We start from the raw sequence: 21,623 nt of genomic DNA, 5'->3' as shown, positions 1-21,623 counted from the left end.
ATCACTGGCTGACGACGCCGGCCGGCGCGGTCGCCATGTCGAAGGCCGCCGCGATCAGCGCCTTCGTGTAGTCGGTCTGCGGGTTCTCGAATATCTGCTGCGAGGGGCCTTCCTCGACCACCTTGCCTCCACGCATGACGACGACATGGTTGGAGAGCGCGCGCACCACCTTGAGATCGTGGCTGATGAACAGGTAGGCGAGCCGGTGCTTGCGCTGCAATTCGCGCAACAGGTCGACGACCTGCGCCTGCACGCTCATGTCGAGCGCCGAGGTCGGCTCGTCGAGCATGACGAAGCGCGGCTTCAGCACCATGGCGCGGGCGATGGCGATGCGCTGGCGCTGGCCGCCGGAAAACTCGTGCGGGTAGCGGAAGCGGGTTTCGGGATCGAGGCCGACCTCGCGCAGCACGTCGACGATCATGTCGTCGCGTGCGTCGACGTCGAGATTCGGCTCGTGGATCTTCAGCCCTTCCTCGATGATCTCGCTGACCGACATGCGCGGCGAGAGCGAGCCGAACGGGTCCTGGAACACGATCTGCATCTGCCGTCTCAGCGGCCGCATCTCCTTGAAGGAATGGCCGTCGATGCGGGTGTCGCCCAGCGTTATCTCGCCCTTCGAGGCGATCATGCGCGACAGCGCCAGCCCGAGCGTCGTCTTGCCGGAGCCGGATTCGCCGACGATGCCCAGCGTCTGTCCGGCCCTGACCGTGACGCTGACGCCGTCCACCGCCTTCACGTGATCGACCGTCTTGCGGAAGAAGCCCTGCTTGATCGGGAACCAGACGCGGATGTCCTTGCCCTCGAGCACGGTCTCGGCCTTGGGGTCCGCGGCGGGCGGGCGGCCCTTCGGCTCGGCGGCGAGAAGGTGGCGGGTGTAGTCGTGCTGCGGGTTGGCGAAGATCTCGCTCGTCGGCCCGCTCTCGACGATCCTGCCCTTGGTCATCACGCAGACCCGGTCGGCGATGCGCCGCACGATGCCGAGATCGTGGGTGATGAACAGCATCGACATGCGGTTGTTCTTCTTCAGCTCCGCGAGAAGCTCGAGGATCTGCGCCTGCACGGTGACGTCGAGCGCGGTCGTCGGCTCGTCGGCGATCAGGAGCTCCGGCTCGTTGGCGAGCGCCATCGCGATCATCACGCGCTGGCGCTGGCCGCCGGACAGCTGGTGCGGATAGGCCGACAACCGCTTTTCCGGCTCGCGGATGCCGACCTCGTTGAGCAGTTCCAGCGTGCGGGCGCGGGCGGCGCCGTCGTTCATGCCGCGATGGATCTTCAGGATCTCGCCGATCTGCTGCTCGATGGTGTGGAGCGGATTGAGCGAGGTCATCGGCTCCTGGAAGATCATGGTGACCTTGTTGCCGCGCACCCGCCTGAGGCCCTTCTCGCCCTGGGCGAGGAGATCGGTGCCGTCGAACAGGATCTGCCCCGACGGGTGGCTCGCCGGCGGATAGGGCAGGAGCTTCAGCACAGACAGCGCCGTCACCGACTTGCCGGAGCCGGACTCGCCGACCAGCGCCACGGTTTCGCCCCGGGCAATGTCGAAGGAGACATGGTCGACGGCCAGCGTCTCCCGCCCGCCCTGGCTGAAGGCGACGGACAGATCTTGCACGGAAAGGAGGGGGGCTTCGCTCAAAGGGCGGCCTCGACGTCGGTCAGGCGGAAATCCTCGCCCTTGAACAGCAGCTTCTCGCCGCGGGCCCTGGCCAGCGCATAGGCGAAGCAGTCGCCGAGATTGAGCCGTGCCTTATGGTTGCCCTTGCCGTAACGGGCATAGGCCTCGCGGGCCAACCGTGCCTGTTTCGGAGTCACATCGACCAGGTCCACGCCGAAATCATTCAGCATGGCGTCCAGCTCGGCGCCCTTGTTCGTGTTCTCCAGACCGTCGAGCCGAATCGCCGCTTCGAGATAGTTGACCGGCGACATGACATGGTGGCGTTCGGACGCCAGCAGCAGCGCGTCCTCGAACGCGTCGCCGTCTTCCTCTTCAAGCATGATGGCGAGTATGGCCGATGCATCCACGATCATTTGGGAAGTCCGATTTCGTCGTAGAGATCGGAATGATCGCTGGTCGCGCCGGGCGGGGTCGGGCCGGATCGCCGCAGTATTTCCTTTATTCTCGCCTTGCGCGTTTCATAGTCGTCGTTGAGGCGCAACCTTTGCAATTCGCCTTCAAGTGCCTGCTCGATTGCCGCGGTGAGGCTCTGCCCGGTTTCGGCCGCCAGTTGCTTCGCCAGCCGCTCGACGTTCGGATTCTTGATGTTCATGCCCATTGCAGCCTCCATGGTAGAAAATCCACCATATTATACCATATGCCGCTGCTCACCGGAACGTCTTCCTCGGGTCGAAGGCGTCGCGGGTGGCTTCGCCGATGAAGATCAGCAGCGAGAGCATGATCGACAGCGTCATGAAGCCGGTGATGCCGAGCCAGGGGGCGTTCAAGTTGCGCTGGCCCTGCCGCAGCATCTCGCCGAGCGAGGCCGAGCCGGGCGGCAGGCCGAAGCCGAGGAAGTCGAGCGAGGTCAGCGTCGTGATGGAGCCGTTGAGGATGAAGGGCAGGAAGGTCAGCGTCGCCACCATGGCGTTGGGCAACAGGTGGCGGAACATGATGGTGCCGTTGCCGACGCCGAGCGAGCGGGCGGCGTTGACATATTCGAAGTTGCGGGCGCGCAGGAACTCGGCCCGCACCACGCCGACGAACGCCACCCACGAGAACAGCAGCATGATGCCGAGCAGGATGAAGAAGCCCGGCGGCAGCACGGCGGCGATGATGAGGATCAGGTAGAGGACCGGGATCGACGACCAGATTTCGATGAAGCGCTGGAAGATCAGGTCGGTCCAGCCGCCGAAATAGCCCTGCGCCGCGCCGGCCGACACGCCGATGACGGCCGAGGCCAGCGTCAGGATGACGCCGAACAGGACCGAGATGCGGAAGCCGTAGATGACGCGGGCCAGCACGTCGCGCGCCTGGTCGTCGGTGCCGAGCCAGTTCCAGTTGCCGAGCGTGCAGTCAGGGTCGTTCACGCCCTCGACATAGCGCGAGCAGCGCGTCTGCGCATCGTAGAGCCAGGACGGCTTGGCCGGCGCGGCTTCCGGGATGTCGTTGTTGACGGTGCGGTAGGAATAGCGGATCGGCGGCCAGATCATCCAGCCATTGGCCTCGATCTCCTCCTGGATCACCGGGTCGCGATAGTCGGTGACGGCGAGGAAGCCGCCGAACTTCTCCTCCGGATAATCGACGACGACCGGGAACAGGATCTCGCCATGGTAGGAGGCGATCAGTGGCTTGTCGTTGGCGATCAGCTCGGCGAACAGCGACAGCACGAACAGGACAAGGAAGATCCACAGCGACCAGTAGCCGCGGCGGTTGGCCTTGAAGTTCTGCCAGCGACGCTGGTTCAGCGGCGACATCCACGGTCGCCGCGCGCGGTGGCGCACCTTCTCGACCTCGCCCTTCAGCACCACCTCCGACATCAGACGTCCCTCCGCTCGAAGTCGATGCGCGGGTCGATCAGCGTGTAGGTCAGGTCCGAGATCAGGCTGACGACGAGGCCGATCAGCGAGAAGATGAACAGGTTGGCGAAGACGACCGGATAGTCGCGGTCGAGCACCGAGCGGAAGCCGAGCAGGCCGAGGCCGTCGAGCGAGAAGATGTTCTCGATCAGCAGCGAGCCGGTGAAGAAGGCCGAGATGAACGCGCCGGGAAAGCCGGCGATGATGATGAGCATCGCGTTGCGGAAGACGTGGCCGTAGAGCACCTGCCGCTCGGTCAGCCCCTTGGCGCGGGCCGTGACCACATATTGCTTGCGGATCTCGTCGAGGAACGAGTTCTTGGTCAGCAGCGTCGTCGTCGCGAAGGCCGACAGCACCATCGCCGTCAGCGGCAGCGTCAGGTGCCAGAAATAGTCGAGGATGCGCTCGGGCCACGACAGCTGGTGCCAGTTCTCCGAGACGAGGCCGCGCAGCGGGAACCAATCGAAGAACGAGCCGCCGGCGAACAGCACCATCAGGAGGATGGCGAACAGGAAGCCGGGGATGGCGTAGCCGACGATGACGATGCCGGACGTCCACACGTCGAAGGCCGAGCCGTCCTTGACCGCCTTGCGGATGCCGAGCGGGATCGAGATGGCGTAGGAGATCAGCGTGATCCACAGGCCGAGCGAGATCGACACCGGCATCTTCTCGATGATCAGGTCCACCACCTTGATGTCGCGGAAGAAGCTTTCGCCGAAGTCGAAGCGCATATAGTCCCAGACCATGGTGAAGAAGCGTTCGAGCGGCGGCTTGTCGAAGCCGAACTGCGCTTCCAGCTTGGCGATGAAGGCGGGGTCCAGCCCCTGTGCGCCGCGATACTTGAAGTCGCCGCCCTGGTCGAAGCCGCCGCTCATGTCGGCGCCGCCGCCGGAGATGCGGTCCATGGAGCCGCCCTCGCCGGCCATGCGCGCCAGCACCTGCTCGACCGGGCCGCCGGGGGCGAACTGGATGACGGTGAAGGAGATCGCCATGATGCCGAACAGGGTCGGGATCATCAGAAGGAGACGGCGGAGGATATAGGCGCCCATCAGGCGGCCCCGCGCTCTGTCGCGAAAACGGTGATGTCAGCCCCGGCCAATCGCTCTTGCCCTGTCCTCATCATACCACCACAGGGCTTCGACCGGGAAGCCGTAGTCCGGCTTCGGCTCCCTGAAGCCGAACATGTCCCAGTAGGCGGCCTTGTGATTCGCCGCATGATAACTTGGAATCCAGTCGCCGCGCGCGCGCAAGACCCTGTCGAGCGCCCTGAGCGCCACGGTCAGCTCCTCGACGCTGTCGGCGCGGCCGGCGGCCTCGACCAGCGCGTCGACGGCCTCGTCCTTCGTGCCGGGATAGTTACGCGAGGACGGCAGGTCGGCCGCGCGCGAATGGAACAGGTTGGTCAGCGAATCGCGGCCGGGCAGTGCGTCGAAGGACAGCGCCATCAGCACCACGTCGAAGTCGAAATCGCGCTGGCGCGCCTGGTACTGCGTGGCGTCGACCATGCGGATCGAGGCGTCGACGCCGATGGCCTGCAGATTCTCGACGAAGGGCGTGGTGACGCGCACCAGCCCCTCCTCCTGCGTCAGGAACTCGACGGTGAGCCGCTCGCCCTTCTCGTTGACGAGCTGGCGTCCGCGCGGCGTCCAGCCGGCTTCGCCGAGCAGGCGGCGCGCCTCCTGAAGCGCGGCGCGGTTGCGCCCGGCGCCGTCGCTGACCGGGAAGGTGAAGACCTCGCCGAACACCTCGTCGGGCACGCGCCCGCGGAAGGGTTCCAGCAACGCCAGCTCCTCCGGCGAGGGCAAGCCTTGCGCCTTGAAGGCCGACTTCTCGAACACTGAGTTCGAGCGGTCATAGGCGGCGTAGAACAGGTTGCGGTTGGTCCATTCGAAGTCGAAGCCGAGACCGATCGCGCGGCGCACGCGCGCGTCCTGGAAGCGCGGGCGGCGCAGGTTCACCGCCCAGGCCTGCATCGACGGGCGCTTCTCGCCGGGAAACTCCCGCTTGACCACCTTGCCCTCGCGCAACGCGGGGAAGTCGTATTCGGTGGCCCAGACGCGCGAGGTGAACTCCTGCCGGAAGTGGATGTCGCCCTTTTTGAACGCCTCGAATGCCGCCTGCCGGTCGCGGAAGAACTCGATCCTGAGCTTGGCGAAATGGTTGAGCCCGCGATTGACCGGCAAATCCGCCGCCCAGTAGTCGTCCACCCGCTCATATTCGATCGACTGGCCGGCAACGACGCGGCCGACGCGATACGGGCCGGAACCGAGCGGAGCCTTGAGCTGCGAGGCGTCGAAGGAATTTTCGGCGAAATAAGCCTTGGACAGGATCGGGTAGCCGGCGACGGAAAAGATGGTGCGCGGCGACTGCCTGCCGGAGAAGGAGAGCCGCAGCGTATGGTCGTCCTCGGCCACCGCCTCGACCATCTCCGACAGCGGCAGCATCAGCGACGGGTGGCCGTCCTCCTTGAACAGGGCGAAGGTGAAGGCCGCGTCGTGCGCGGTCAGCGCCGAGCCGTCGTGGAACCGCGCCTCAGGCCGCAGGCGGAAGGTGAAGCTGTTGCGGTCGGCCGAGATGGCGACGCTCTCGGCCACCAGCCCGTAGGACGAGCCCGGCTCGTCGAGCGCGCCGGAAAACAGCGAATCGAAGCACATCTCCATGCGCGGCGGCGCGTCGCCCCGGCCGACGAAGGTGTTCAGCGTGTTGAAGGTCAGCACCGACTGGTTGAACAGCCAGTTCGGCACCGAGAAGTTGAACGTGCCGCCTTGCGGCGCGTCGACGCTGGCATAGTCGAAATGGGTGAAGCCGGGGCCGTATTTCAGCTCGCCGAACGGCGAGATGCCGTGAAGCGGCGTGTCCGTGGCAAGCGCCGCGATGGCGCGCTCCGGCAGGAGCTGCGCGGCGAAAGACGCGCCGGCGAGCGCGACGAAGCCGCGCCGCGAGAGTCGCGGCCCCCGCCCCTCGATGCCCCCGCTCATTCCTCCTCCTCGATGCTGCGCTCGATCACCGTTTCGCGCTCGGGCTGTATCCACCACGACATGGTGTCGACGCCGGCATAGCCCGGCTGCTTTTCGGGAATGCCGAACTTGTTCCAGTAGGCATAGCGCAGCGTCGGCTGGAAATATTGCGGCACCGTGTAGTAGTTCCACAACAGCACCCGGTCGAGCGCGCGCACGGTGGCGACGAGATCGTCGCGGTCCTTGGCGAAGATGATCTTGTCGATCAGCGCGTCGACCGTTTCGTCCTTGATGCCGGGAATGTTGCGCGAGCCGGGCGTATCCGCGGCCTGCGCGCTCCAGTAGTCGCGCTGCTCGTTGCCGGGCGATTCCGTCTGCGGGAAGCGCGCCGTGACCGCGTCGAAGTCGAACGACTGATATCGCTGGATATATTGCGTCGTGTCGATGATGCGCAAGGTCGCGTCGATGCCGAGCCGCCGCAGATTGGCGACGTAGCCGCCGACGATGATCTCCGAGGTCGGCGAGGCGCCGAGGAACTCGATGCGGAACTGCTCGCCCGTCTCCTTGTTGACCATGCGGCCGTCGCGGATGATCCAGCCGGCTTCGCCGAACAGGCGCACCGCCTCGCGCAGATGGGTCCGCGAGGCCTGCGGCGTGTCGAAGACGGGGAGCTTGAATTCGTCGGTAAACAGCTCCGGCGGCAGGCTGTCGCGATACGCTTCGAGGATCTCCAGCTCCCGCCCCTGCGGAACGCCGCTCGCCGCCAGCTCCGAACGCTCGAAATAGCTCGAGAACCGCTCGTTGAGATTGAAGAACTGGAGACGGTTCTGCTCCTCGAAATTGTAGGCGAGCGTCAGCGCCTGGCGGACGCGGCGGTCCTGGAAGCGCGCCTTGCGCATGTTGAAGGCGAAGGCCTGCATGTGCTGGACGCCGGTGGAGACGAATTCGCGCCTCACCACATCGCCCCGCTCGAAGGCGGGGAAATTGTACTCGCTGGCCCAGCGCCGCGTGCTCAGCTCCTGGCGCACATCCTCGACCCCGCCCTTGGTGAAGGCCTGCCATTCGGCGTTGTCGTCCTGGAAATAGGTGTAGCGGAGGCGGTCGAAATTGTTGCGCCCGACATTGACCGGAAGATCGGCCGCCCAATAGTCCTCGACCCGCTCCCACACGATGCTCTCGCCGGGCCGGAAGGAGGCGATCTTGTAGGGGCCGCTGCCCAGCGGCGGCTCCAGCGTCGGGTTTTCGATGTTGCGCTGCCGGCCGCGCGCGTCCGTACCCTCCCACCAGTGCTTCGGCAGCACGGCGAGGTCGCCCATGATGTGCGGCAGCTCGCGGTTGCCGGTCTGGTCGAAGCGGAACTCGACCTCGCGCTCCGACAGGGCCTTCACCTCGACGACGTTGGCGTAGTAGCGGTTGTAGAGCTGGCTGATCTCGGTCAGCTTCTCGAACGACCACACCACGTCCTCGGCGGTGATCGGCGTGCCGTCGTGCCAGCGCGCGTCGGGGTCGATCCGATAGGTGGCCGAGGAATAGTCGTCCGGGTACTTGAACGCCTCGGCGATCAGGGCATGGCTGGTGCCGGCCTCGTCGATCGACTGCTGCATCAGCGTGTCCCACAGCAGGCCGCCGAACTCGGTCAGGCCGACCGCGGGCGTGCCGCGGATGATGAACGGGTTGAAGCTGTCGAAGGTGCCGAAGCTGGCGGAGTTGAGCGTGCCGCCCTTGGGCGCAACGGGGTTGACGTGAGGATAGCGGGCGAAGTCCTCGGCCGGCTCGGTGCGGATCAGCGAGGAGACAGTGCGCCATTCGTCGGCCACCGCCGTCGCCGGGACGCTGAAGGCGGCGAGCGTCGCCAGGACCAGTCCGCGCAAACCGAAAACCGTCATCGTCATCCTCACATCCGATTCATCGCCTAGACTAGCCTGCGGAACACGAATGAAAACCGTCCGCGGCGCAATAGTTTTCCGTCCCGGCGGCCGGCAATAAAAAAGCCGGGCAAAACCCGGCTTTTTCGTGATCGCACGCCGATCAATTATTCCTGAGCGGGCGCTTCCTCGGCCGGCCGCTCGCCGCTCTCGGTACCGGCGTCGGGCTCGGGACCGGCGGAGGTGCCGTCATCCTCGGGCGTGGGCTGGGGCGCGGTACCCTCGGCCGGGCTTTCCGGCTCCTCGGCCGGCGCGGCTTCGGCGGGCGCTTCCTCGGCGGGCGCCGCATCGGCCGGTGCTTCCTCAGCCGGAGCGGCCTCGGCGGGCGCTTCTTCGGCGGGGGCGGCGTCGGTCGGGGCTTCCTCGGCGGCGGCCTCCGGCAGCGGCGCGGGGTTGCCCGAGAGCGAGCGCAGATAGGCGATCAGGTTGGCTTCTTCCTGGATGTTGCGGATGCCGGCGAAGGCCATCGCCGTGCCCGAGACGTAGGAGCGCGGCGACTGGAGGAAGCCGCTCAGATGCTCGTAGTCCCAATGGACCGAGCCGCCCTGCGAGAACTCGCGCATCGCGGCCGAGTAGTTGAAGCCCTCATGCGAGGCGATCGGACGGTTGACGACGTCGTAGAGGTTCGGGCCGACCTTGTTCGCCCCGCCTTCCTCGGCGGTGTGGCAGGCGACGCACTTGCGGAAGGCGGTCTGGCCGGCCGCGACGTCCGCGGTCGCGATCAGGTCGAGGACCGAGGGACCGGCCTCTTCCTCGCCGCCGCCGGCGTCGGTCTCGGCCTCGGCAACCTCGATTGCGTAGCCGGGGGTTTCAGGCGCATGGGTGGCGAAGATGGCGTCGGACACGATGCTGACCGAAAAGACCACGAATACCACGGCAAGAAACGCGCCGATCAGCTTGTTGAGCTCGAACGAATCCATCATCTGCCACTACTCCCTTGTCCATCCGCCCTGCGCGGCCCGCTGGGGGTGCGGGCCGTTCGTCCCCCGGGCGGTAGATGCCGGTGAAAAACGCGCGGAAACTAGGTCTTTTGCTCGATCCTTGCAACACCTATAAGAGCCGTTTCGACACATACTGCACCGCCCGGGAAATTCGACCCGTTCCGCAACCCCGCAAACCGCCTTTCGCCCCGCAGAGCCTCATGTCCGTCCTCGTTCTCATCCCCGCGCGCATGGCCGCGACGCGCCTGCCGGGCAAGCCGCTGGCCGACATCGAGGGCCGGCCGATGATCGTCCACGTCGCCGACCGCGCGCGCGCAAGCGGCGTCGGGCGCGTGGTGATCGCCACCGATTCGGCCGAAATATGCGACGCGGCGGCCGCCTTCGGCCATGAGGCGGTGATGACGGGCGCGCACCACCAGTCGGGTTCGGACCGGATCTTCGAGGCGCTGGAGACGCTCGACCCAGACGGCAGGATCGGAGCCGTCGTCAACCTCCAGGGCGACCTGCCGACCATCGAGCCAGCGCTGATCGGTCGCACCGCCGCGCTGCTCGACGGTCCGGGCGTCGACATCGGCACGCTCGGGGCGAAAATCGTCCGCGCCGAGGAGAAGACCAACCCGAACGTGGTCAAGATCGTCGGCTCGCCGCTCGGGCCGGACCGGCTGCGCGCGCTCTATTTCACCCGCGCCACCGCGCCGTGGGGCGAGGGCCCGCTCTACCACCATATCGGCATCTATGCCTGGCGGCGCGCGGCGCTGGAGCGATTCGTGGCGCTGCCGCAATCAGCGCTGGAGAGGCGCGAGAAGCTGGAGCAGCTTCGCGCGCTGGAGGCGGGCATGCGCATCGACGCGGCGATCGTCGACACCGTGCCGCTCGGTGTCGACACCCCGGAGGATCTGGAGCGCGCCCGCGCGCTGATTACAACCTTGAGCGCGCCCGCGCGCTGATTTCGGGGCAGACAAAAGGATAGGCGAAAAGACAGATGGGCGCGAAGACCAACAGGATTTCCTTCCAGGGCGAGCCGGGCGCGAATTCGGACACCGCCTGCCGCGACATGTTCCCCGGCATGGAGCCGATGCCCTGCCCGACCTTCGAGGACGCGTTCAACGCGGTCGAGAGCGGCAAGGCGGACCTCGCCATGATCCCGATCGAGAACACGCTCGCCGGCCGCGTCGCCGACATCCACTATCTTCTGCCGGAATCGAAGCTGCACGTCGTCGCCGAATATTTCCTGCCGATCCATTTCCAGCTCATGGTGCTGCCGGGGGTGAAGCTGGAGGAGATCAAGTCGGTCCACAGCCACATCCACGCGCTGGGCCAGTGCCGCAAGGTGATCCGCCGCCATCGCTGGAAGCCGGTGGTGGCCGGCGACACGGCGGGCGCGGCCCGCATCGTCGCGGAAGAGGGCGACCGCTCCAAGGCGGCGCTCGCGCCGCGCCTCGCCTCCTCGCTCTACGGCCTCGACATCCTTGCCGAGGACGTCGAGGACGCGGAGAACAACGTCACCCGCTTCGTGGTCCTGTCCAAGGACAAGAGCTGGGCGCCGCGCCAGAGCGCCGACGAGCTGATGATGACGACCTTCGTGTTCCGGGTCCACAACATCCCGGCGGCGCTCTACAAGGCGATGGGCGGCTTCGCCACCAACGGCGTCAACATGACGAAGCTGGAGAGCTACCAGCTCGGCGGCACCTTCTTCGCCACCCAGTTCTACGCCGACATCGAAGGCCACCCGGACGACAAGAACGTGGCGCAGGCGCTGAAGGAGCTGGCCTTCTTCTCGCGCGAGGTGCGCATCCTCGGCGTCTATCCGGCCCATCCCTTCCGCAAGACTCAGCAGCCGGAAGACTGAGCCGATGAACCTCTACGACCCTGCCGGCTTCGACGCCGTCGCCGCCTCCCTGCGCGGCGGCACGCTCACCGACCAGTGGGACGCGCGCGTGGCCAAGGTCGGCGGCAAGGTCTTCGCGCTGCTCGGCGCATTGGGAAAGGGCGAGGCCCGCATCGTATTCAAATGCGGCGAGGACAGCTTCGAGATCCTGACCGCGATCGACGGCGTCGACCAGGCGCCCTACTTCGCCAAGCGGCAATGGGTGTCGGTGTCCGAGGCGGCAGACCTCACGGACGACGAGCTCCGGGCCTACATCGCGCGCTCGCACGGCCTCGTCGCGCGGGGCCTTACGAAGAAGGTCCGGCAGGAACTCGGCATCGACTAGCCTTCTCTATCCGCCGAAGGCGATCAGCCCGGCGAAGCAGGCGAGCACCACCGCCGAGACGCGCGGAATTGCGCGCGAGGCGGCAGGCGAGGCTGCGGCGCCGGCAAGGCTGCCGGCCACGATCCACGACGACGCGGCGAGGACGACGAACAGCGCGAAGGCCGCGAGATAGGCCGGCGCATGTGGGCCGGACAGCGGAATGACGCCGAAGGCGAAGACGATGGCCTTGGGGTTGAGCAGCGTCGTGACGAACACGCGCTCGAAGCGGATGCCGCGCGGCGCGGCGGCAGTGAACGGCTCACGCCGCGTCCACAGATCCCAGGCTGCGAAGAGGAGATAGAGCCCGACCAGAACACGCAGGCCGGTCGCGATCCAGCCATGATGCGCCAGGACGTCGGCGAGCAGCAGGTGCAGGACCGTTATCGCCGCCAGATAACCCGCGAGCTCGGCGACGATCAGCGGCAGCGACCGGCGCACGCCGACCAGCGCCGCCGATGTCGCCAGGAGCGTGTTTGTCGGACCGGGCGTCGCCAGAATGGCGAGGGCGGTCAGGGAAAAGACAAGCGGATCGTGCATGGATGCCTTCATGCCCGGCGCACGAGGCGCGGGCCTTGATCTGCATCATCCCGCCTCGACCCACGCGCGGATGAGGTGGCTGGCGATCGCGCCGCTCGCTGGGATCGACAGGCCGCCGTCATGCGTGCCGGCAAGCATCGCGCGCACCTCGTCGCGGTGGAACCAGCGGCAATCCTCCAGCTCCTTCCGGTCGAAGGCGATGTCCTCGTTCAGCGCCTCGCCGAAGCAGCCGATCATCAGCGAATAGGGGAACGGCCATGGCTGGCTGGCGTGATAGACGACGCGGCCGAGGCGGATCGAGGATTCCTCCAGCACTTCGCGCCGCACCGCCGCCTCGATGGTCTCGCCCGGCTCGATGAAGCCGGCGAGCGCGGAAAAGACGCCGGGCGCGAAATGCGCGCCGCGCCCGAGCAGGCACTTTTCGCCGCGCAGCGCAAGCATGATCGCCACCGGGTCCGAGCGCGGGAAATGCTCGGCGCCGCAGGCGGCGCAGACGCGCTTGTAGCCGCCGATGCGGGCTTGTGTGGCGCCGCCGCAGCGGCCGCAGAAGCGGTGGTTGCGGTGCCATGAAAGCAGCGCGGCGCCCTGCGCGAGCTCGCCCAGCGTCTCCTCGCCGACCAGCCCCTGCACGTAGACCGAGCGATGATCGATGGCCTTGATGCCGTCGGGCAGCGCCTCCGGCTCCAGCGCGCCCGGCGCGACCACGACCGGGCCGGCCGCCGACAGGCCGAGGAGCACGGCATCCGCGAGCTTCGCGCCCATCGCCCGCGCCTCCCCGAGGCCGAAATAGGCGTCGAACCCGCCGCCGTTCAGCTTGAGATAGATCCGCCCGCCGCGTGACTGCATGATCCTGACGCGCGGATCGGCCAGCGCCGCCTCCAGCGCGTCGTCGGTGCGGTTCTCGGCCTGGCGGTCGATGCGGTTGCCGGCGAAACCGACGAAGCTGCTCGCCTCGCGCTCGGGCGCAGCGAAAAAGGGAAAGGTCATGGGTCCTGGCCGGGGCTTATGGCGAGAGCGCCGATCTTATCGTGGCGACGAACTTGTGCAAATCCTCGCGGCGGTAGGCCTCGCGCGGACCGGCGCCCCAGACCGGGCCGGGCCAGTTGGGATCGCCCTCGCTGCGGGCGACGACATGGACGTGGAGCTGCGGCACCATGTTGCCGAGCGCGCCGATGTTGATCTTGCCGCAATCGGTCGCGCGCTTCAGCGCCTGCGCCACCATCGAGGTCTCGAAGCTCAGCATCGCCTGGTCGAGCGGCGTCAGGTCGTGGATCTCCACCGCGCCGGGCCGTTGCGGGACGAGCATCAGCCACGGCCAGCGGCTGTCGTTCATCAGCCTGAGCTCGCACAGGCCGAGCCACATCAACGGCTCGCTGTCGCGCTCGAGGCGCGGATCGAGCACAAATCCTCCCGTCGAAGCGTGCATCCTCGCTCCCTCTCTCTCAAGGGAAAGCTAAATGCGCATGCGGCCGGCTGCAAGCGAATCGTGCAGCGAAGCGCGGCGCTCTTGCAATCGGCCGCCGAATTGCCGATATGGAGCGCGGGAGGTTGGTGGTGGACGAGCCACTCGCCAACCGGGTCAGGTCCGGAAGGAAGCAGCCCTAACGAGCCACGGCACGGGTCATCGTGCCAGCCTCCCACCTTTTCCTTCCGCGCAAGCGCGGATAACCGCGCCCGCGCGGTTGACGCGGCCGGCCCCGGGCGGCGAAACTCGTTTCATCGGCGTGGCGCCGCAGGGAGTTCGGGTCCCCACCCATGGCAGACGACCAGAAAGACGCGACGAAAGCCGGCGCCTACCGCGTGCTGGCCCGAAAATACCGTCCGCGCGACTTTTCCGGGCTGATCGGCCAGGAGCCGATGGTGCGCACCCTCACCAACGCCTTCGCGACGGGCCGCATCGCCCAGGCCTGGATGCTGACCGGCGTGCGCGGGGTGGGCAAGACGACGACCGCGCGCATCCTCGCCCGCGCCCTGAACTACAAGACCGACACGGTGGACGCGCCCTCGGTCGACCTCGCCGCGCCGGGGCTGCATTGCGAGGCGATCATGGAAGGGCGCCATGTCGACGTGGTCGAGATGGACGCCGCCTCGCATACCGGCATCGACGACATCCGCGACATCATCGAGCAGGTGCGCTACGCGCCGGTCTCGGCCCGCTACAAGGTCTACATCATCGACGAGGTCCACATGCTGTCCAACCAGGCCTTCAACGGCCTGCTGAAGACGCTGGAGGAGCCGCCGCCGCATGTGAAGTTCATCTTCGCCACCACCGAAATCCGCAAGGTGCCGATCACCATCCTGTCGCGTTGCCAGCGCTTCGACCTGCGCCGCATCGACGCCGCGCTGATCAAGGCGCATCTGGCGCATATCGGCGAGATGGAGGGCGTCGAGGCCGAGGACGAGGCGCTGGCGATGATCGCGCGCGCGGCCGAGGGCTCGATGCGCGACGCCCAGTCGATCTTCGACCAGGCCATCGCCCATTCGGCGGCGAAGGTGACAGCCGACACGGTGCGCGACATGCTCGGCCTCGTCGACCGCGCCCGCACCGTCGACCTGTTCGAGACGCTGATGAAGGGCGACGTCGCCGCGGCGCTCACCGATTTCCGGGCCCAGTACGATTCCGGAGCCGACCCGGCGACGGTGCTGACCGAGCTCGCCGAGTTCAACCACCTCGTCACGCGGCTGCGCTTCCTGCCGTCCGCGGCCGATGACGCGGCGCTGTCGCAGGACGAGCGCGCGCGCGGCACGGAGTTCGCCAAAACGCTGTCCGTGCGCGTCCTGTCGCGGACATGGCAGATGCTTCTCAAGGGCATTTCCGAGGTGCAGAACGCCAGCCGGCCGGTCAGCGCCGCCGAGATGGTGCTGATCCGCATCGCCCACGCCGCCAGCCTGCCGACGCTCGACGAGGCGCTGAAGGCGTTGGAGAACGGCTCGGCAAGCCGGCCCGCCGATGGTCCGCGGCCAAATGGCGGCAATGGTGGCGGCGGGCCTTCGGACGGGGCGCGCACGCAGGCCGTGGCGCAGAACACCATGGCGGCACAGCCTTCGGGCGGCGGCCAGACGATGCGGCTCGTCGCCTCGCAGCCGGGGGCGCAGGCCCGCCCGGCGCTCGAGCCGGCCCCCGCCGCGCCGGAGCCCGCCCAGCCGGAGGCCGGGGCCGGGGTCAGGCTGCGCTCGCTCGCCGACATCGCCGCGCTGGCCGATGCCCATCGCGACATCGCCTTCAAGGTGCTGTTCAAGCGCCATGTGCGCCCGGTGCGGCTGGAGGACGGCCGTATCGAGGTCAGCCTCGGCCCCGACGCGCCGAAGACGCTGCTCAACGACCTTTCGATCCGGCTCCAGAACTGGACCGGCCGGCGCTGGGTCGTGGCGCTGTCGCGCGAGGAAGGCGGGGCGACGCTCGGCGAGATGGAGGATGCGCGGCGCGAGAGCGCGCTGGTCGACGCCCGCGCCGACCCGGCCGTCGCCGCGATCCTGTCGCGCTTTCCCGGCGCGAAGATCATCGACGTGCGCATCCCCGACGCGCCCGATGAGGCAGAAGCCGATACCGTGCTCGACGAAGCCGCGCCCGACGCCGGCCCCGCCGAGGACGACGACGACGAACTCTAGGCACCCACTGGGAGAACCCCGATGAAAGACCTTCTCGGCATGATGAGCAAGGCCAAGGAAATGCAGGCGAAGTTCCAGGCGCTGCAGGAGGAGATCGCCGCCATGGAGGCGTCCGGCCAGTCCGGCGGCGGCCTCGTCAGCGTCACCATTTCCGGCAAGTTCGAGATGCGGTCGCTGAAGATCGACCCGTCGCTGTTCAAGGAGGACGACGTCGAGGTGCTGGAAGACCTGATCCTCGCCGCCCACAACGACGCCAAGACCAAGGTCGAGGCGGCGATGCAGGAGAAGACGCACGAGCTGACCGCCGGCCTGCCGATCCCCTCCGGCTTCAAGCTGCCGTTCTGACCGCCGTTCTCGATCCCGGCCCGAAGGAAAGCACCGATGGCGATCTCGCTTCTGGTCCTCAACGGACCGAACCTCAACCTCCTCGGCACCCGCCAGCCCGAGGTCTACGGCTCGACCACGCTGGCCGACGTCGAGGCCCTGTGCCGCGAGACGGGGGACCGCCTCGGCATCGGCATCGACTTCCGCCAGTCGAACCACGAAGGGGTGCTGGTCGACTGGATCCACGAGGCCAAGGGGCTGCATGCCGGCATCGTGCTCAACGCCGCGGCCTATACCCACACCTCGATCGCGCTCATGGACGCCATTGCCAGCGTCGAGTTGCCGGTGGCGGAAGTACATCTGTCGAACATCCACCGGCGCGAGGAATTCCGGCACCTGTCCTACATCTCCAAGGTCGCCGTCGGCATGATCGCCGGCTTCGGCGCGCATGGCTACGTCCTCGGCATCGAGGCGCTCGCCAACCATCTGAACGCGGCGGGCTGAGCGCGGCCCCCTCCCGGCGCATGGTTCCCTCCGGGAATACGCACTCCTGAAAATCCATGGCCCGGCAGCGTCCCGCCGCGGCGGATCGCCGTCGCGGGCGGCCTTACGATTGCATCTAAACGACGCACGAAAAATCACCGCTTGATTTCGGGATTTATCCCGGTACGTTTGTCGGACAAACGGGCAAAAGCCCGGTGGACAGAATCGGGGAGGAGGATGTCCGACAACGCGCTCAACCGTTTCGAGCCGATCAAGGCTCCGTCGGCCTACGAGATGGTGGCCGAGGCCATCGAGCGCGAGATCACCTCCGGCCGCCTGAAGCCCGGCGACGAGATCGGCACCGAGGCCGAGCTGGTGCGCCAGTTCGGCGTCAACCGCTCGACCGTGCGCGAGGGCATCCGCGTCCTCGAGCAGAGCGGGCTGGTGCGGCGCGAGGCCGCGCGCAAGCTGTTCGTCTGCACCCCGCACTACCGCAACCTGTCGAGCCGGATGAGCCGGGCGCTGATCATCAGCGAGGTCACCTTCCGCGAGCTGTTCGAGACGGCGATGGTGCTGGAGCTCGGCGCCATCGAGAGCGCCGTCGCCAACGCCACCGACGACGACCTCGACGCGCTGGAGCACAACCAGAGCCTCGCCGAGGCGGCGGTGGCCGACCCGGTGCGGCTGGCCGAAATCGACACGAGGTTCCACGCGCTGATCGCCCGCGCCTCGCACAACCGGGTGCTGGAGCTGGCGCGCGAGCCGGCGGCGCTGCTGTTCTTCCCGACCTCGGAGATGATCTGCCGCAAGGTGCCGCAGGGCGCGCGGCGCATGGTCGACGCCCATCGCGAGCTGATCGATTCCATCCACCGGCGCGACCTCGGACGGGCGCAGCTGTGGATGGCGCGGCACGTGACCGACTGGAAGAAGGGTTTCGAGCGCACCGGCCGTCACATCGACGAGCCGGTCGAGCGCAGCCTCGATCAGGAGATGATCGCGCGCCTGTTCAGGTGAACGCCGGCCGGCCGAAGGAGGAAAGGCCGGCGTGGCGGAGGGGAGGAGAATGAGGAACTTGCCGGGTACGATCACAAGCGCGGAGGCGCGGCCATGCCGGACGCGATGAAGCCGGCGCGGCTCGACGTCGAGGGGCTGTCGCTGTCCTTCGGCGGCCTGAAGGCCATCAACGGCGTGACCTTCTCGGTCGAGCCGGGCTCGATCACGGCGCTGATCGGGCCGAACGGGGCCGGCAAGACCTCGATGTTCAACTGCATCTCCGGCTTCTACAAGCCGCAGGAGGGCCGCGTCCTGTTCGACGGCGAGGACGTCACCCGCGTCCATCCGCCCGAGCGCGCGAAAATGGGCTTCGCCCGCACCTTCCAGAACATCGCCCTGTTCCGCGGCATGACCGTGCTCGACAACATCAAGCTCGGCCGCCACGCCCACATGAAGACCAACCCGCTCCAGGCGCTCGCCTTTTTCGGGCCGGCCGCGCGCGAGGAGGTCGAGCTGCGCGCCGAGGTCGAGCGCGACATCATCGACTTCCTCGAGATCAACCACATCCGCCACATGCCGGTCAGCGCGCTGTCCTACGGCCTTCAGAAGCGGGTCGAGCTCGCCCGCGCGCTCGCCATGCGCCCGCGCATCCTTCTCCTCGACGAGCCGGTCGCCGGCATGAACCGCGAGGAGACCGAGGACATGGCCCGCTTCATCCTCGACGTGAAGGAGGAATGGGGCACGACGATCCTGATGGTCGAGCACGACATGGGCATGGTGATGGACATTTCCGACCACGTGGTGGTGCTGAATTTCGGCCAGGTGATCGCGCGCGGCCTGCCGCGCGAGGTGCAGGCCGACCCGCAGGTGGTGGCCGCCTATCTCGGCAGCGGCGATCCGGCCGCGCTGATGAAGCGGCTGGCGGCCGAGGCGCACGCGCCCGGCCGGATGGAAGGGGCGGGCGCATGAGCGACCTTCTCTTCTTCATCGAGGTGACGCTCGCCGGGCTCGGCTCCGGCGCGCTCCTGTCGCTGACAGCGCTGGCCTTCGTGCTGATCTACAAGGCGACGCGCGTCATCAACCTCGCCGTCGGCGAGATCCTGATGATGGGCGGCTATTTCTTCTTCGCCTTCGCCGCCAGCATGAGCCTCTCGCCATGGATCGCCATCCCGCTGGCAATCGCCGGCGGCGCGGCCATCGGCGCGCTGGTCGAGCGCGGCATCATCCGCCGCATGCTCGGCGAAAGCCCGATCTCGGTGTTCATGGTCACGGTCGGCCTCGGCTCGGTGCTCGTCGGCATAGTCGAGCTCGTCTGGGGCACGGACCCGCGCACCCTGCCTGACTTCATGGGCACCGCGCCGATCTTCATCGGCGAGGCCTATGTCTCGCGCAAGATCGCCATCAGCTTCGTCGTCGCGGCGCTGGTCATCGCCGTGTTCCTCCTGCTGTTCCGCTTCTGGCGCGGCGGCGTGGCGCTCCGCGCCACCGCGACCGACCAGGCGGCGGCCTATTCCTGCGGCATCAACGTGCCGGGTGTGTTCTCGCTCGCCTGGACCATCGGCTGCGGCACGGCCGCCGGCGCGGGCGTGCTGCTCGGCTCCATCGGCGGCATCGCGCCGACCATGGGGGCGTTCGGCCTGTCGGCGCTGGTCGTGGTCATCGTCGGCGGGCTCGATTCGGTCGCCGGCGCGCTGGTCGCCGGCCTCGCCATCGGCCTCGTCGAGGCGTGGGCCGGCACCTATCTCGGCGGCGAGTACAAGCTCGTCTCCACCTTCGGCATCCTGATCCTCATGCTGATGATCCGGCCCTACGGCCTGTTCGGCACCAAAGAAATCGAGCGGCTCTGACATGCGCATCGCAACCGCCAACGAAACCTATCTCGCCGACGCCGCGCTCATCCAGACGCGCACGCAGTGGGCGTGGATGGGCGTGCTCACCGTCGCGCTCGTCGCCGCGCCCTTCGTGCTCAACAGCTACTGGCTCTATCTCGCCTGCCTCGTCGCCATCAACGTCGCCAGCGCGACGGGGCTGAACATCCTGACCGGCTATACCGGCCTCGTCAGCCTCGGCCAAGGCGCGTTCATGGCGGTCGGCGCGTACACCGTCGCCTGGCTCGACCGCAATCTCGGCGCCCCGTTCCTCGTCAACCTGTTCGCCGGCGGGCTGATGGCGGCGGCGGTCGGCGTGTTCGTCGGCCTGCCCAGCCTGCGCGTCAAGGGGCTCTACCTCGCCATCGCCACCATCGGCGCCTCGCTGATCCTGCATTTCGTGTTTCTCAACTGGTCGTCGGTGACGGGCGGCTCGCGCGGCATGAACGTCGCGCCGGCGACCTTCCTCGGCACGCCGCTGACCACCTATTTCCAGCTCTACTGGGTGCTGGTGCCGGTGGCGGCGCTGATGGTGCTGGGCGCGGCGAACCTTTTCCGCACCCGCATCGGCCGCGCCTTCATCGCCATCCGCGACCGCGATATCTCGGCCGAGGTGCTGGGCATCCCGCTCCTGCGCTACAAGCTGCTCTCCTTCGCCATCTCGTCCTTCTACGCGGGGGTGGCCGGCGGCCTGTGGGCCTATTTCTTCCGCTCTGTGGGGCCGGAGAGCTTCACCCTCGTCGAATCGATCTTCTATCTCGCCGCCGTCATCGTCGGCGGCATGGGCTCGATCCTCGGCGGCATCATCGGCGCGGCGTTCATGACGCTGGTGCCGGAGATCCTGCGCTTCGGCGTCGAGGCCATCGCTCCTTACGTCAACAATGCCGGCACGCTTCTGTCGCCGGTGCGCACCGTCGTCTTCGGCGCGCTCATCATCCTGTTCCTGGTGTTCGAGCCCCAGGGTCTTGCCGAGATCGTCCAGAGGATCCGGCGCTTCTTTCATCTCTGGCCATTCAGGAGATAACCCGGCTCATGGAGGAGTTGACATGTTGGGTATGACGAAGAGAACTTTCATGGTGCTCGCCGCGTCCACGGCGCTGATCGCTGCTGCGCCCGCCTTCGCGCAGGACGGCGAGGAGATCGTGCTGGGCGGCTCGCTGCCGCTGACCGGCGTATTCGGCTTCGCCGGCGTCGCCATCGAGGCCGGCATCCAGGACTATCTCAAGATCCTCAACGAGGACGGCGGCATCAACGGCCGCAAGGTGCGCCTCGCCTATGAGGACACCGGCTACCAGGTCGACCAGTCGGTCGCCGTGTTCAACAAGCTGACCAGCCAGAACCAGAACCTCCACCTCTATTACGGCGACTCGACCGCGTTCTCGCGCACGATCAACCCCGAGCTGGAGCGCCGCGGCGACATCCTGATGGCGGGTGCGTCCTTCGCCACCGAGATCAACGATCCGGAGAACTTCGCGCCGCAGTTCATCGCCGGGCCGGACTATACGGAGATGTACTCGATCCTGCTCGAATACATCGCCAAGGAGAAGCCGGGCGCGAAGCTGGTCTTCGTCAATTCCGACAGCGAGTTCGGCCGTGACCCGATCGAATCCTCGACAGCGCTGGCCAAGGAGCTCGGGCTCGAGGTGGTCGAGCAGATCATCACCCCGCCCGGCGCGGTCGACGTCTCGACCGAGGTCCTGAAGCTGCGCCGCTCGCGGCCGGACTACGCCATCTTCCACGGCTACATCCTCGCACCGCTGCCTGAGTTCATGACCCAGGCCAAGCAGCTCGGGCTGGAGACCAAGTTCATGGGCACGTTCTGGTCGATGGATTCCTCGATCTGGGACAGCGTCGGCGAGGTGGCCGACGGCTTCATGGGCGTGATGCCCTACCGCTACTACTATGACGAGGAAGAGGCGCCGATGCTGAAGCGCATCCGCGAGATGCGCCCGACCTACCAGGCCACCGGCTACATGCAGGGCTTCTTGACCGCGATGCTGATGGGCGAGGCGGTCAAGCGCACGCTCGACGCCGGACAGGAGCTGACCGCCAAGAACATGAAGGCTGCGCTGAACACGATCGAGGACTTCGACACCGGCGGCATCATCGGCGTGCCGATCTCGATCCCCGGCAACACCGTGCCGGTCGGCCGCATCTACCAGTACGATGCATCGGCCAAGCAGATGCAGCCGGTCTCCGACTGGATCAGCCTCAAGGAGTGACC

At 67.3% G+C, this 21,623-nt stretch carries 22 protein-coding genes and 1 other RNA gene; 12 read left to right on the top strand and 11 right to left on the bottom strand.

The genetic code is table 11. The features are described from left to right. Position 1: 1 nt before the first annotated feature. From M9945_RS03505 to M9945_RS03470, 8 genes are all read right to left on the bottom strand, one after another. A complete protein-coding gene (locus M9945_RS03505) occupies positions 2-1,633 on the bottom strand; it encodes an ABC transporter ATP-binding protein (protein WP_367943420.1) in 1,632 nt (543 codons plus the stop codon). Continuing rightward, positions 1,630-2,025: a type II toxin-antitoxin system VapC family toxin gene (locus M9945_RS03500; RefSeq protein ID WP_367943419.1), complete on the bottom strand. Its 396-nt coding sequence runs from the start codon at positions 2,023-2,025 to the stop codon at positions 1,630-1,632. The genes M9945_RS03505 and M9945_RS03500 overlap by 4 nt, the downstream gene beginning before the upstream one ends. Continuing rightward, positions 2,022-2,270 (bottom strand): type II toxin-antitoxin system VapB family antitoxin, encoded by a 249-nt coding sequence (locus M9945_RS03495; RefSeq protein WP_367930468.1) that lies wholly within the window; start codon positions 2,268-2,270, stop codon positions 2,022-2,024. Before M9945_RS03495 ends, M9945_RS03500 begins: the two co-directional genes overlap by 4 nt. A gap of 49 nt (positions 2,271-2,319) precedes the next feature. Continuing rightward, positions 2,320-3,471: an ABC transporter permease gene (locus M9945_RS03490; RefSeq protein WP_367943418.1), complete on the bottom strand. Its 1,152-nt coding sequence runs from the start codon at positions 3,469-3,471 to the stop codon at positions 2,320-2,322. Then, a complete protein-coding gene (locus M9945_RS03485; protein WP_367930470.1) occupies positions 3,471-4,559 on the bottom strand; it encodes a microcin C ABC transporter permease YejB in 1,089 nt (362 codons plus the stop codon). The genes M9945_RS03490 and M9945_RS03485 overlap by 1 nt, the downstream gene beginning before the upstream one ends. Positions 4,560-4,595: 36 nt before the next feature. After that, positions 4,596-6,488, bottom strand: coding sequence for an extracellular solute-binding protein (locus M9945_RS03480; protein ID WP_367943417.1), 1,893 nt, complete (start codon positions 6,486-6,488; stop codon positions 4,596-4,598). After that, positions 6,485-8,359: an extracellular solute-binding protein gene (locus M9945_RS03475; protein WP_367943416.1), complete on the bottom strand. Its 1,875-nt coding sequence runs from the start codon at positions 8,357-8,359 to the stop codon at positions 6,485-6,487. Before M9945_RS03475 ends, M9945_RS03480 begins: the two co-directional genes overlap by 4 nt. A 140-nt stretch (positions 8,360-8,499) precedes the next feature. Continuing rightward, entirely contained in the window at positions 8,500-9,315 is an 816-nt protein-coding gene (locus tag M9945_RS03470; RefSeq protein ID WP_367943415.1) for a cytochrome c family protein, read from the bottom strand. Between the two features lie 218 nt (positions 9,316-9,533). Here M9945_RS03470 and M9945_RS03465 point away from each other — a divergent pair, with 218 nt between their 5' ends. Genes M9945_RS03465 through M9945_RS03455 form a run of 3 tightly spaced genes read left to right on the top strand, consistent with a single transcriptional unit; the run spans position 9,534 to position 11,546 of the window. Beyond that, on the top strand, positions 9,534-10,280 hold the full coding sequence (locus M9945_RS03465; RefSeq protein ID WP_367943414.1) for a 3-deoxy-manno-octulosonate cytidylyltransferase: 747 nt from the start codon (positions 9,534-9,536) through the stop codon (positions 10,278-10,280). A 35-nt stretch (positions 10,281-10,315) separates the two neighbouring features. Further along, positions 10,316-11,182: a prephenate dehydratase gene (locus tag M9945_RS03460; protein ID WP_367930475.1), complete on the top strand. Its 867-nt coding sequence runs from the start codon at positions 10,316-10,318 to the stop codon at positions 11,180-11,182. 4 nt (positions 11,183-11,186) lie between these two features. Then, a complete protein-coding gene (locus M9945_RS03455; RefSeq protein ID WP_367943413.1) occupies positions 11,187-11,546 on the top strand; it encodes an MmcQ/YjbR family DNA-binding protein in 360 nt (119 codons plus the stop codon). A 6-nt stretch (positions 11,547-11,552) separates the two neighbouring features. Here M9945_RS03455 and M9945_RS03450 read toward each other — a convergent pair whose 3' ends face one another. From M9945_RS03450 to M9945_RS03440, 3 genes are read right to left on the bottom strand one after another with little or no spacing between them, the layout of a single operon-like run. Further along, positions 11,553-12,122 (bottom strand): LysE family translocator, encoded by a 570-nt coding sequence (locus M9945_RS03450; RefSeq protein WP_367943412.1) that lies wholly within the window; start codon positions 12,120-12,122, stop codon positions 11,553-11,555. A 45-nt stretch (positions 12,123-12,167) separates the two neighbouring features. Beyond that, the gene (gene nudC, locus M9945_RS03445) at positions 12,168-13,109 is read right to left on the bottom strand and encodes an NAD(+) diphosphatase (RefSeq protein ID WP_367943411.1); all 942 of its coding nucleotides are present in this window, start codon (positions 13,107-13,109) and stop codon (positions 12,168-12,170) included. Between the two features lie 16 nt (positions 13,110-13,125). Beyond that, entirely contained in the window at positions 13,126-13,548 is a 423-nt protein-coding gene (locus M9945_RS03440) for an HIT family protein (protein WP_367930479.1), read from the bottom strand. Between the two features lie 117 nt (positions 13,549-13,665). Between M9945_RS03440 and ffs the strand changes: the two genes are divergently transcribed. The 9 genes from ffs (at position 13,666) to M9945_RS03395 (ending at position 21,621) form a co-directional block, all read left to right on the top strand. Continuing rightward, positions 13,666-13,763, top strand: an RNA gene (gene ffs, locus M9945_RS03435) — signal recognition particle sRNA small type. Positions 13,764-13,877: 114 nt separating this feature from the next. Beyond that, positions 13,878-15,731, top strand: a complete 1,854-nt coding sequence (locus M9945_RS03430) for a DNA polymerase III subunit gamma/tau (RefSeq protein ID WP_367943410.1) — start codon at positions 13,878-13,880, stop codon at positions 15,729-15,731. A gap of 21 nt (positions 15,732-15,752) precedes the next feature. Continuing rightward, positions 15,753-16,076 carry a YbaB/EbfC family nucleoid-associated protein gene (locus M9945_RS03425; RefSeq protein ID WP_367943409.1) on the top strand — a complete coding sequence of 108 codons (324 nt, stop codon included), beginning with the start codon at positions 15,753-15,755 and terminating at the stop codon, positions 16,074-16,076. Between the two features lie 36 nt (positions 16,077-16,112). Continuing rightward, positions 16,113-16,559, top strand: a complete 447-nt coding sequence (gene aroQ, locus M9945_RS03420; protein WP_367943408.1) for a type II 3-dehydroquinate dehydratase — start codon at positions 16,113-16,115, stop codon at positions 16,557-16,559. Positions 16,560-16,775: 216 nt separating this feature from the next. After that, positions 16,776-17,552, top strand: coding sequence for a FadR/GntR family transcriptional regulator (locus tag M9945_RS03415; protein WP_367943407.1), 777 nt, complete (start codon positions 16,776-16,778; stop codon positions 17,550-17,552). Between the two features lie 93 nt (positions 17,553-17,645). Then, on the top strand, positions 17,646-18,500 hold the full coding sequence (locus M9945_RS03410) for an ABC transporter ATP-binding protein (RefSeq protein ID WP_367930484.1): 855 nt from the start codon (positions 17,646-17,648) through the stop codon (positions 18,498-18,500). Further along, complete coding sequence (locus tag M9945_RS03405) at positions 18,497-19,378, top strand: branched-chain amino acid ABC transporter permease (RefSeq protein ID WP_367943406.1); 882 nt, start codon at positions 18,497-18,499, stop codon at positions 19,376-19,378. The genes M9945_RS03410 and M9945_RS03405 overlap by 4 nt, the downstream gene beginning before the upstream one ends. A gap of 1 nt (position 19,379) precedes the next feature. Beyond that, a complete protein-coding gene (locus tag M9945_RS03400) occupies positions 19,380-20,423 on the top strand; it encodes a branched-chain amino acid ABC transporter permease (protein WP_367943405.1) in 1,044 nt (347 codons plus the stop codon). Positions 20,424-20,454: 31 nt separating this feature from the next. Beyond that, positions 20,455-21,621 carry an ABC transporter substrate-binding protein gene (locus M9945_RS03395; RefSeq protein ID WP_367943404.1) on the top strand — a complete coding sequence of 389 codons (1,167 nt, stop codon included), beginning with the start codon at positions 20,455-20,457 and terminating at the stop codon, positions 21,619-21,621. Positions 21,622-21,623 lie beyond the last annotated feature (2 nt).

Origin of the sequence: Aquamicrobium sp., from assembly GCF_023954335.1 — a bacterium.
GTDB lineage: Bacteria > Pseudomonadota > Alphaproteobacteria > Rhizobiales > Rhizobiaceae > Aerobium.
The sequence above is the reverse complement of the archived record's forward strand: the minus strand, read 5'-3'. Positions and strand labels throughout refer to the sequence as shown.